This is a genomic window from Micromonospora tarensis (genome assembly GCF_016803395.1).
GTDB lineage: Bacteria > Actinomycetota > Actinomycetes > Mycobacteriales > Micromonosporaceae > Micromonospora > Micromonospora tarensis.
Window position 1 is genome coordinate 1 of record NZ_JAEVHL010000253.1, and the last position, 9,329, is coordinate 9,329.

A 9,329-nucleotide genomic window follows, 5' to 3' on the forward strand; every position below is an offset into this window, starting at 1 on the left:
TGACCTTCGACAAGCCAGAACCTAGGCAGGACAACGGCGTGCGCCATCAACGACGCGCCGACCCACCCACAGACACGTCACAAGACCCATATTTATACCGGTGAGGTATACCGCTCACTAGCGCATCCGCCCCGACGGTGGTGACCGACGGTGGCCGTCGCCGTCCGACCCGGCGCGGATACCGTGCGGATCAGCCGCGGGCGACCTGGTAGAGCCGTTCCGGGGTGACGGCGCCGGCCAACACCCGGCCGTCGTCGGTGAGCAGCACACTGAACAGCTTGCCGGTCAACAGCCGACCGCTGCCCCAGTCGCCGCTTACCGCGGGCAGCCCGCCGAGCAGCTTCGACACGTCCACGTCGGGAGCGGCGCCGGCCGGCTTCGCGGTGGCTGGCTTACCGCCGACGGCCTTGTCGACCCGGGCGATCAGGACCGTGGTCCAACCCTCGCCCACCGTACGGACCTGCGGGTCACCCGCCGATCCGTCGTGTCCGGGGCTACCTGGCGCCGGCCGCTCGGCCTTCTCCTCGGTGACAGTGACACCGGGCGGCGGATTGAATCGGAACTGGTCGGCGTCGGGGCGGCGGTAGTCGACCTGGGTGAAGGCCACCTCGAAGGCCGGCTTGTCGCTGCCCTTCGCGAGCACCTCGAAGCGCAGCGGCACGTGCTGCTTGGCGTCGATGGCGATCCGCAGCTGGTGGACCAGCGAGTCCCGGTCGCGCGGCTGGAGCACCAGCTCGTACGCGTCCTGGCCGGCGACGGTGGCCGAACGACCGACGCTGACCTCGGTGCTCGGGTCGATCGCGCCCAACGCCAGGTCGGCGGCCTGCTGCGGGGTCGCCGGCAGGTTCGGCACCGCCGCCGCGGCGGGCCTCGCGGCCCCGGTGCCGTCACCCAGGGTGTGGTGGCGGGCGGTGTTGGTGCGGCTTCCCCAGGTCCACAGGTCGCGGCCGTTGCGGATCAGGTCCTGCTCGCCGAGCGTGTCCAGCAGCGCGACCCGCTGCTTGTCCGGCCCGGAATACCAGACCCGCAGGGTGTGCGTGCCGCTCAGCAGGGTGGTCAGCTCGTTGCCGGGAACCAGCCCGACAAGTGCTGGCAGGCCGAGGTCGGCGCGCTGCACGACGGTTCCGGACAACCCCTCCAGCCGGGAGGTCTGGAGATCGACAAGCAGTTGCGCGGCGGTACGGGGCGGCAGACTCGGCTCGGCCTCGGCGGCGAACGTGCCGATGGCCGCGCCACCGCCGATGACGGCGACGGCGGCGGTGGCCGGGACCAGCCACCGAAGGACGGGACGGCTTCTCAGGACGGACATGGGTGGCACCTCCTGCGCCCATCCTGCCCCCATCCGGCTGTGAGCGCGCTGAGGACGCGGCAGGACGGATTGACCCGGGTGGCACCCTTGAGCTGTGCGTGTGCTGGTGGTGGAGGACGAGGTCCGGTTGGCGACCGCCCTGCAACGTGGCCTGCAGGCGGAGGGGTTCGCGGTGGACGTGGCCGGGACCGGCCCGGCCGGCCTGGAGGCGGCCCGGCACGGCGGGTACGACGCGATGATCCTCGACGTGATGCTGCCGGGGCTGTCCGGCTACGAGCTGGTCCGGCGGTTGCGCGCGGAGCAGCACTGGTTGCCGGTGCTGATGCTCTCCGCCAAGGACGGCGAGTACGACCAGGCCGACGGCCTCGACTGCGGCGCCGACGACTACCTGACCAAACCCTTCTCGTACGTGGTGCTGCTGGCCCGGCTGCGGGCGCTGCTGCGTCGCGGCGCACCGGAACGCCCGACCGTGTTGGCGGTCGGGGACCTGCGGTTGGACCCGGCCCGCCGACGGGTGACCCGCGCCGACGCGGAGGTGGCGTTGACGGCGCGGGAGTTCGCGCTGCTGGACTACCTGATGCGCCGACCCGGCCAGGTGATCTCCAAGGTCGAGTTGCTGGACCACGTCTGGGACGCGAGCCTGGAGACCGCGCCGAACGCCGTCGAGGTGTACATCGGCTACCTGCGGCGCAAGCTCGGCCGGGACCGGCTGGAGACGATCCGGGGTGCCGGCTACCGGTTGGCGACGTGACCGGCACCGCCGGCCGGGCACCCGTCCGCCGGTCCTGGCCCGGCTGGCGGCCGGTGCTCGGGTTGCGCGGGCGGCTGCTGGCGATCGGCGTGTTCGGCCTCACCGTCGGGCTGGCCCTGGGCGGGTTGGTGCTGCTCGGCACGCTCGGCTTCGTGCTCCAACGAACCGTCGACACGGAGGCGTTCCGGACCGCCGACGCCGTTGCCCTACTCGCCGCCGAGGACGCGTTGCCCGACCCGCTGCCGGTGGCCGGGGGGCAGGTGCGGGTGCAGGTCGTCGACGCGCAGGGCCGGATCCGGGCCGCCTCGATCGACGCCGACCGGCTGGTGCCGATGGTGCGCCCGGAGCGGCTGAGCCACCACGGCCGGCAGCGGTTGGAGGTGCCGGCGGAGCGGGTCGGGCTGGTCGGCCCGGTCCGGGTGGTCGCCGTACCGGCCGGCACCGCAGCCGACCCGCTGACCGTGCTGGTCGCCCGCTCGATGGCCGACGTGCGGCACAGCACGCACGTGGTGCGGACCATCCTGCTGGTCGCGTTTCCGCTGCTGGTGGCGGTGCTGGCCGGGGTGGCGTGGCGGGTGGTGGGCGCGACCCTGCGGCCGGTCGAGGCGCTGCGTCGGGGCGCCGAGGAGATCACCGGGCGGGCCGGCGCCGGCCGACTCCCGGTGCCCGCGTCGGCCGACGAGATCCACCGCCTGGCGGTCACCCTCAACGGCATGCTGGACCGGCTGGAGTCGGCCCGGGTGCGGCAGCGGGCGTTCGTCTCCGACGCCGCACACGAGTTGCGCAGCCCGCTGACCAACATCCGGACCGAGCTGGAGGTGGCCCAGCGTCTGGCCGACCGCACGGACTGGACGGTGGTGACCGCCAACCTGCTCGCCGACACCGACCGGCTGAGCCGGCTGGTCGACGATCTTCTGCTGCTGGCCCGGCTGGACGAGGCTCCACCGGCCCGGGGGACCGGGCCGGTGGAGCTGGGCGCGCTGCTGACCGAGGTCGCCGACCGCTACCCGTCGCCGCCGGTGCGGGTGGCGCAGCCGGCGGGCCCGCTCTGGACGATCGGCAATGTCGACGAGCTGCGTCGGGTGCTGGCCAACCTGGTCGACAACGCGGCCCGGCACGCGTACGGCGATGTGCTGCTCGCGGCCGAGGCGGTCGGACCCGACACCCACCTGGTGACCGTGACCGACGACGGCCCGGGGATCCCGGCGGCGGACCGGGAGCGGGTCTTCGACCGGTTCACCCGGCTGGATGACGGGCGGGCCCGCGACGACGGCGGCGCCGGCCTGGGGTTGGCCATCGTCCGGGAGTTGGTGCGACGCGCCGGCGGCAGCATCACGCTGACCGGGGCGCAGGGGCAGCAGGGGTTGCGGGTGCGCCTGCTGTTGCCGGCGTCACCGGCCGATGAGGACGGGGCGCCGAAGGTCGACGCCCGGTGACGGCGGCGCTGCCCCAACCGCCTGATCGCGACCCTTCGCGGGCGGGTCAGCGGCGGCGGGTGCAGACCTGCTTGGAGCGGGCCACGGTGTCGGTGGACCAGGCGACGGCGACGGTGAAGCAGAAGTCGTTGGTGCGGTTGAGCGCGTAGATGACGAAGCTGGTGGTGCCGGCCGGCAGGGTCGCGAAGATGTTGTGGGCCTGGCCGGTGCGACCGCCGGCGATGATCACCGGGCCCTCGCCGCCGGTCGGGTAGGTCCAGTTCAGCGCGATGCTGTCCCGGTTGTCGCGCAGCGTCACCCCGCTGGGCGGGGTGCCAGCCGACGGGGGTGCCGCCCCGTTCGCGGTGGGGGCGGTGGTGACGGGTGCGCCGGCGGTGGGGAAGACGCTTGCCGGTGGTGCGGCGGGCTCGTCGTCGCCGCGACCCGGGCCACGCCGGCGATCACGGCTGCCGCGCCGAGCAGTACCACGACCACGCCGGCCACCAGCACCGGCACCAGCCGGTTGCGCTGCTCCGGTGGTGCCCGGTGCACGGGCACCGGCAGCAGCCGCGAGGGCGTGTACGGCTCGGGCGGCGGGTACGGGTCGGCGGGTGCGCCGGGTCGGCGTAGCCGGTACACCCCGGACTGTTCCTCGATGCCACCGGCCAGCCCGACCACCGACGGGGGCACCGGGGGTTCGACGGTGGAGTGCGCGGGCTCGTCCGCTGGTGCGGGCGGCCAGCCGGCGCCGGTCGACCCGACCGGTTCGTCGGCGGGTGTCCGGGGGTTCGGGACCGCCCCGCCGGCCGCCGTCGCGCCGGCGTGGTGGGGCGGGGGCGCGACGGGTGGTAGCCGTATTCGGCCGGCGCGTCGTCGTGTGGTGGTGTGCGGGCGGCCGGCACGACAGGCGTGTCGCGAGCCGTCGGCGGGTTGTCGGCGCAGACGTGGTCGGGATTGGCCGCCGCCCGGGCCAGGGCCGCCACCTGCGCGGCCAGCGGGTCGTCGGCGGCCAGGTGTTGCCGGCACAGCTCGCGGGCGAGCGCCAGGTTGTCGTGTGCCTCGGCGAACTGCCCGCAGTCACGCTGCATCGCGCCGAGCCGCGCCAGCATCTTGATGCCACTGGCGTGCCCGTCGCCGTACACCTCGCGGTGCAGCTCCCAGGCGTCCTGGAGTCGGTCGCGGGCCACTGTGCACTGGCCGCGCGCGTATTCCACGGTGGCCAGGTCGGCGTGGGCGGCGAGCACCCGCGGCGACTCCGGGCCGTCCTGCGCGGTCAGCTCGATGATGACTTCCTGGTAGAGCCGGGCGGCCCGGGAGTGGCTGCCGACCCGGTGCAGCACCGCGGCCAGGGTCGCCGCGGCGGCCACCGTGCGCGGGTCGGCGCGGCCGTGCAGTCGGGTGGTGGCCGCGTACGCGAAGGCGGCCCAGCCCCGGGCGGAGTGCGGCTCGCCGAGGGCGATCAACACCCGCGCCTGGAGGCTGGCCGCCTCGGCCAGCTCGGGGGTGGCGTTGGCGGGGCGCGGGTCGGCGTCGGTGAGCGCGTCGGACAGCAGTTGCTGCGCGCCGGCCAGATCACCGGCTGACACGAGGTGGTGCGCCTGATCAGTCAGTTCACCGAAGCCGGAAGACACGCCCCATCGTGCTCATTCGACGACGGTAAGTACAAGACCCGCGCCGGTGTCGATTGGTCAGGATCCGGTCAGGCGCTCGGCCAATGTCTCGCTGATCCGGCGCAGCTGGTCGACCTGGGCGGGGCTCAACGCGTCGAACAGGTGTCGGCGTACCCCCTCGACGTGGCCGGGCGCGGCGGCCGCGAGGGTGGCGAAGCCGTCGTCGGTGAGGACCGCGATCTGTCCGCGCCGGTCGGTGGGGCAGTCCTCGCGACGGACCCAGCCGGCGCTCTCCAGCCGGGCCACGGCGTGCGAGAGCCGGCTGCGCGACGAACCGGCCGCCTCGGCCAGATCGCTCATCCGCAGCTGTCGCCCGGGGGCCTCGGAGAGCCGGACCAGGATCTCGTAGTAGGCGTGCGGCATGCCCGCGTCGCGTTGCAGCTCACGGTCGAGCGTGTCCATCAGGGCCCGGGAGGCGGTGAGGTACGCGCGCCAGGTGCGCTGCTCGTCGGGGTTCAACCAGCGAGTCATGACGACCATCATACCGTCAATTGTTGAACGCTCAACTAAACGGCGCTACGCTGGGACCATGGGTATCCACCGGCTCAACCACGCGGTCCTGTACGTCAGCGATCTCGCCCGCAGCGTCGCGTTCTACCGCGACGTGCTGGGCTTCCGCCCGGTGGCGATGACCCCGGACGGTTTCCGAGGCGCCACCTTCCTCCAGGCGCCCGACTCCACCAACGACCACGACCTCGGTCTGTTCGAGATCGGTGCCGCCGCCGGGCGTCGACCGCCGGCCGCGCCACGTCGGCCTCTACCACCTCGCCTGGGAGGTGGACACCCTCGACGAGCTGGCCGCCACCGCCGAGCGGCTCGCCGCCGCCGGGGCGCTGGGCGGCTCCTCCGACCACGGCACCACCAAGAGCCTCTACGGCAAGGACCCGGACGGTCTGGAGTTCGAGGTGGTCTGGCTGGTCCCGGCCGACCTGCTCGACGACACCGCGCTCGCCGCCCGCAAGCGAATCGGTCGGCTCGACCTGGACGCCGAGCGGCGGCGCTACGGCGGGCAGACCCGGGGCGGCGTGGGGATCTCCGTCCCGGCCTGACCGGTCGTACGGTAGAACGGACCGATGCCGACCAACCGGACCACCGATTTCCTCCGCGAGGTGCTGGTCCGCCAGTTGACAACCTGGCTGCCCGCCGCGCTGCGTCGCTCGCGGCGGGCCACCGTCGCCCTCGCCGGCGTCGACGCGGCGGCCGTCGAGGCGGCGTTGCGGCTGGTCGGCGACCACGCCGAGCAGCTGCGGGGTCGACGGGTGGCGATGGTGGTGCTGTCCGACGGCGCATCCGACCTGCCGACCCGACTCGGCCCGGTCGAGGCGGTGCTGCCCGCCGAGGTCACCGTGCACCTGCTGCCTGGTGACCCGGGGCGGCTCCCGGTGGCGACGAAGGCCGCCGGGGCGGCCGGCGCGCCGCTGTTCTCCTTCGTGGGTCTGCCCGCTGCGGTGAGCCCCGAACTGCTCGCCGCCACGACCAACGGTCGCGCCGGAGAACTGCTGCTGCACACGGGTGGCAGTGCCCGCGACGCGCTGGTCGCCGCCGGCTTCCCCCTGGTCGCCGAGGTGGCGCCGGTGCTGCCGGACGGCGAGGCGATCGGCGTGGTCGCCTTCGGCAGCCGTTCCGACCGCAGCCTGGAGGCGGTCCGCGACGCGCTCTGGGCGGTCGGTGCGGACCTCGACGTCCGCTACCGCGACCCGGTCGACGCGACCAGCCGGCCGGTCGACGTGGCTGGCGTGCCCGACCTCGAACCGTTGGCCCGGGAACTGCTGGCCGAGCTACGCCGGGGTGGGCCGTGCCCGGTCACCGAGCTGCGCCGGCACACCCTCACCGCGACCGTCTACCGGGCCGCCGACGCCAACCAGGCACTCGCCGACCTGCTCGACGCGGGCGACGTGCGCCGTGACCGCGAGTCCGGCCGGCTGGCCGGCGACGAGATCATCACGGTGGCTCGCTGAGGGTGCTGGCGGCGACCCGCAGACGCCGAGCGGGGTGCCGGTGAATCACCGGCACCCCGCTCGACTCCCGGGATGCTACGACCGGGCCTTGTCCTGCTTCCACGACAGCGGACCCGGCAGGTCGACCCGGTGCGCCCGCGCCTTGGAGTTCCAGGACCAGCGCCCGATCTTGATGCTCCACGAGGAGAAACCGTTCTCGGTGAAGTTCAGGATGATCGGTCCGTACTTCTTGCGCTTACGAAACATGAGGCCCATCGGAGGTCTCCCCTCGTCACCGTTCCCTGCCGTGTCGAGATCGAACATTCCCGAACCGGCGACTCCTGAAACCCCCTCGCTGTCCGTCCTGGACAGTGCCGTCAGCTCACCACAATCCCTATTTATCAGATAGGTGTTGCGGCACGGTAAGCCCTGTTCGAGGGCTTCCGTAACATCGCCAGCAATGGAAGTCTCATCCTCTGGAAGACCGTTGACCGGTCATTCCGGTCCCCGGCAACATGAGGTCATGTCGCAGCGGGATGAGCTTTTCCTCACCGCTCGCGTGCTCGTCGACGGTCGGCCGGTCACCGGCCCCGGCCTGGACCGGGGCATCGTCTTCCAGCAGTACGCGCTGCTGCCCTGGCGCACCACCGCCGGCAACGTCGCGTTCGGCCTGGAGGCCAAGGGGGTGCCCCGGGCGACCGGGCCGCCCTGATCGAGCACCACCTCGACCTGGTGGGCCTGCGCGGCTTCGCCGACCGCTACCCGCAGGAGCTGTCCGGCGGGATGAAACAACGGGTGGCCATCGCCCGCAGCCTCGCGTACGACCCGGACGTGCTGCTGATGGACGAGCCGTTCGCCGCCCTGGACGCTGTTCCGCACCGAGTACACCGGCCGGACGCTGCGCGAGCACTACGGTCTGCCCCGCCCGGTCAGCGGGTACGCCGCGCCGGCCCTGGTCCGGCGTGACCACCGTGGAGCGTCCCTCGGCGGACGTCACCGAGCTGCGACCGGTGAGCCCGGACCTGTTCCGGGCGCTGCTGCGCCGGCAGGCCACCAGCGTCACGGTGGTCACCGCGGTGGCCCAGGCCACCGACCCGGCCTGCCTGGGCGGGATCGGTGCGCCGATCCGGGCCGGGTTCACCGCGACCTCGTTCACCTCGGTGTCGCTGGACCCGCCACTCGTCTCGTTCTGCCTCGGGGTGGCGTCGTCGAGCTGGCCGGTGCTCTCCCGCGCCGAGCACGTGGCGGTGCACCTGCTGAGCGCCGGGCAGCGGGAGGCCGCCACGGTCTTCGCCACCAGCGGCATCGACAGGTTCGCCGCGTACCCGGACTGGACCCCCGGACCGTTCGGGGTGCCGCTGCTCACCGGGGTGCTGGTCCGGCTGCTCTGCCGGGTGGTGCACCGGGTTCCGGCCGGCGACCACGCGCTGGTGATCGCCGAACCGCTGGCGCTCGGCGACCACGCCGACGGTCCGCCGCTGGTGCACCACCGAGGTGGCTACACCACGGTGCCGGCGTGACGGCGCCGAGCACGCCCGACCTGCTCGCGTTGGACCGGGCCGCCCAGGACCTGCTGTTCCGGGCGGCCCGCACCGCCAACACGTTCACCGCCGAGCCGGTCACCGACGCCCAGGTCGCGGCGATCCACGACCTGATCCGGTACGGACCGACCGCGTACAACGGTCAGCCGCTGCGGGTGCTGCTGCTCCGCTCGGCGGCGGCCCGGGCCCGGCTGCTGCCGTACGTCTCGTCGAGCAACCGGGCGAAGACCGCCAGCGCGCCGCTGGTGACGGTGCTCGCCGCCGCCGAGGTGACCCGGGAGTTCTTCCCCGACGGCCGGCACGAGGCGCTGCTGCTGCTCAACCTGGGTCATCCCGGCCCGGACGCCTGGCCGGAGCGGCTGCCCCGGCTCACCGTCGAGGAGGTGGTGCGGACGCTGTGAGGCGGGTCAGCGGGGTTCCCACGCGTCGGGCAGCGCGGTCAGCCTGCGGACGTGCGCGGGCAGGCGACCGCTGACGATCTCGGCGAGGCTCACCTCGTCGACCACCCGCCGCACGGCGGCGCGGACCGCCACCCAGAGACCCGGCAAATTCTCGGCCGAGCCCTCGTACCGGGTCTCCTCGGGGCGCAGCCCGCGTACCCCGGCCAGCGGGCCCTCCACGGCGCGCAGCACCGCGCCGACGGTCACCTCGCGCGGCGGGCGCGCGAGGGTGTAGCCGCCCTCGGCGCGCGCTGGGCGCGGACGAT

Annotated in this window: 14 protein-coding genes and 1 pseudogene; 9 read left to right on the forward strand and 6 right to left on the reverse strand. The window is 73.7% G+C overall.

The genetic code is table 11. From position 1 onward, the window contains the following. Nucleotides 1-190: 190 nt before the first annotated feature. Nucleotides 191-1,309, reverse strand: a complete 1,119-nt coding sequence (locus JM949_RS30140) for a LolA family protein (protein WP_203151522.1) — start codon at nucleotides 1,307-1,309, stop codon at nucleotides 191-193. 94 nt (nucleotides 1,310-1,403) lie between these two features. Between JM949_RS30140 and JM949_RS30145 the strand changes: the two genes are divergently transcribed. After that, nucleotides 1,404-2,060 (forward strand): response regulator transcription factor, encoded by a 657-nt coding sequence (locus tag JM949_RS30145; protein WP_203151523.1) that lies wholly within the window; start codon nucleotides 1,404-1,406, stop codon nucleotides 2,058-2,060. Nucleotides 2,061-2,137: 77 nt separating this feature from the next. After that, nucleotides 2,138-3,496: an ATP-binding protein gene (locus JM949_RS30150; protein WP_203151529.1), complete on the forward strand. Its 1,359-nt coding sequence runs from the start codon at nucleotides 2,138-2,140 to the stop codon at nucleotides 3,494-3,496. Between the two features lie 46 nt (nucleotides 3,497-3,542). Here the strand turns inward: JM949_RS30150 and JM949_RS40030 are convergent, their stop codons facing one another. The 3 genes from JM949_RS40030 to JM949_RS30160 form a co-directional block, all read right to left on the reverse strand. Beyond that, nucleotides 3,543-3,794 (reverse strand): hypothetical protein, encoded by a 252-nt coding sequence (locus JM949_RS40030; protein ID WP_407664851.1) that lies wholly within the window; start codon nucleotides 3,792-3,794, stop codon nucleotides 3,543-3,545. A gap of 142 nt (nucleotides 3,795-3,936) precedes the next feature. Then, nucleotides 3,937-5,061, reverse strand: a complete 1,125-nt coding sequence (locus tag JM949_RS30155; RefSeq protein WP_407664852.1) for a tetratricopeptide repeat protein — start codon at nucleotides 5,059-5,061, stop codon at nucleotides 3,937-3,939. Nucleotides 5,062-5,163: 102 nt separating this feature from the next. After that, nucleotides 5,164-5,625, reverse strand: coding sequence for a MarR family winged helix-turn-helix transcriptional regulator (locus JM949_RS30160; protein ID WP_203151530.1), 462 nt, complete (start codon nucleotides 5,623-5,625; stop codon nucleotides 5,164-5,166). 49 nt (nucleotides 5,626-5,674) lie between these two features. Between JM949_RS30160 and JM949_RS38700 the strand changes: the two are divergent. The 3 genes and pseudogenes from JM949_RS38700 to JM949_RS30170 all read left to right on the forward strand — a co-directional run. Then, nucleotides 5,675-5,785, forward strand: a pseudogene (locus JM949_RS38700) (VOC family protein); the annotation flags it as partial. Between the two features lie 73 nt (nucleotides 5,786-5,858). Next, nucleotides 5,859-6,194: a VOC family protein gene (locus tag JM949_RS38705; protein ID WP_309232395.1), complete on the forward strand. Its 336-nt coding sequence runs from the start codon at nucleotides 5,859-5,861 to the stop codon at nucleotides 6,192-6,194. A gap of 24 nt (nucleotides 6,195-6,218) precedes the next feature. Continuing rightward, nucleotides 6,219-7,103, forward strand: coding sequence for a hypothetical protein (locus tag JM949_RS30170; protein ID WP_203151524.1), 885 nt, complete (start codon nucleotides 6,219-6,221; stop codon nucleotides 7,101-7,103). Nucleotides 7,104-7,178: 75 nt separating this feature from the next. Here the strand turns inward: JM949_RS30170 and JM949_RS30175 are convergent, their stop codons facing one another. Next, nucleotides 7,179-7,358: a DUF4236 domain-containing protein gene (locus JM949_RS30175; RefSeq protein WP_088990736.1), complete on the reverse strand. Its 180-nt coding sequence runs from the start codon at nucleotides 7,356-7,358 to the stop codon at nucleotides 7,179-7,181. 247 nt (nucleotides 7,359-7,605) lie between these two features. On the opposite strand from JM949_RS30175, the gene JM949_RS30180 reads away from it, so the two are divergent. From JM949_RS30180 to JM949_RS30195, 4 genes are read left to right on the forward strand one after another with little or no spacing between them, the layout of a single operon-like run. Further along, complete coding sequence (locus JM949_RS30180) at nucleotides 7,606-7,794, forward strand: hypothetical protein (protein WP_203151525.1); 189 nt, start codon at nucleotides 7,606-7,608, stop codon at nucleotides 7,792-7,794. A 20-nt stretch (nucleotides 7,795-7,814) separates the two neighbouring features. Further along, nucleotides 7,815-8,048: an ATP-binding cassette domain-containing protein gene (locus tag JM949_RS40035; RefSeq protein ID WP_407664853.1), complete on the forward strand. Its 234-nt coding sequence runs from the start codon at nucleotides 7,815-7,817 to the stop codon at nucleotides 8,046-8,048. Next, on the forward strand, nucleotides 8,045-8,602 hold the full coding sequence (locus JM949_RS30190) for a flavin reductase family protein (RefSeq protein WP_203151526.1): 558 nt from the start codon (nucleotides 8,045-8,047) through the stop codon (nucleotides 8,600-8,602). The genes JM949_RS40035 and JM949_RS30190 overlap by 4 nt, the downstream gene beginning before the upstream one ends. Continuing rightward, a complete protein-coding gene (locus tag JM949_RS30195; RefSeq protein WP_203151527.1) occupies nucleotides 8,599-9,024 on the forward strand; it encodes a nitroreductase family protein in 426 nt (141 codons plus the stop codon). Before JM949_RS30190 ends, JM949_RS30195 begins: the two co-directional genes overlap by 4 nt. Before the next feature lie 6 nt (nucleotides 9,025-9,030). Here the strand turns inward: JM949_RS30195 and JM949_RS30200 are convergent. Next, the coding region (locus JM949_RS30200; protein WP_203151528.1) for an Rrf2 family transcriptional regulator at nucleotides 9,031-9,329 on the reverse strand (299 nt) is incomplete at its 5' end.

Bases quoted from the DNA above. Each gene is read 5' to 3' on its own strand.
- JM949_RS30140 (WP_203151522.1), bottom strand. From the start codon at position 1,309: ATGTCCGTCCTGAGAAGCCGTCCCGTCCTTCGGTGGCTGGTCCCGGCC.
- JM949_RS30160 (WP_203151530.1), bottom strand. From the start codon at position 5,625: ATGGTCGTCATGACTCGCTGGTTGAACCCCGACGAGCAGCGCACCTGG.
- JM949_RS30170 (WP_203151524.1), top strand. From the start codon at position 6,219: ATGCCGACCAACCGGACCACCGATTTCCTCCGCGAGGTGCTGGTCCGC.
- JM949_RS30175 (WP_088990736.1), bottom strand. From the start codon at position 7,358: ATGGGCCTCATGTTTCGTAAGCGCAAGAAGTACGGACCGATCATCCTG.
- JM949_RS30180 (WP_203151525.1), top strand. From the start codon at position 7,606: ATGTCGCAGCGGGATGAGCTTTTCCTCACCGCTCGCGTGCTCGTCGAC.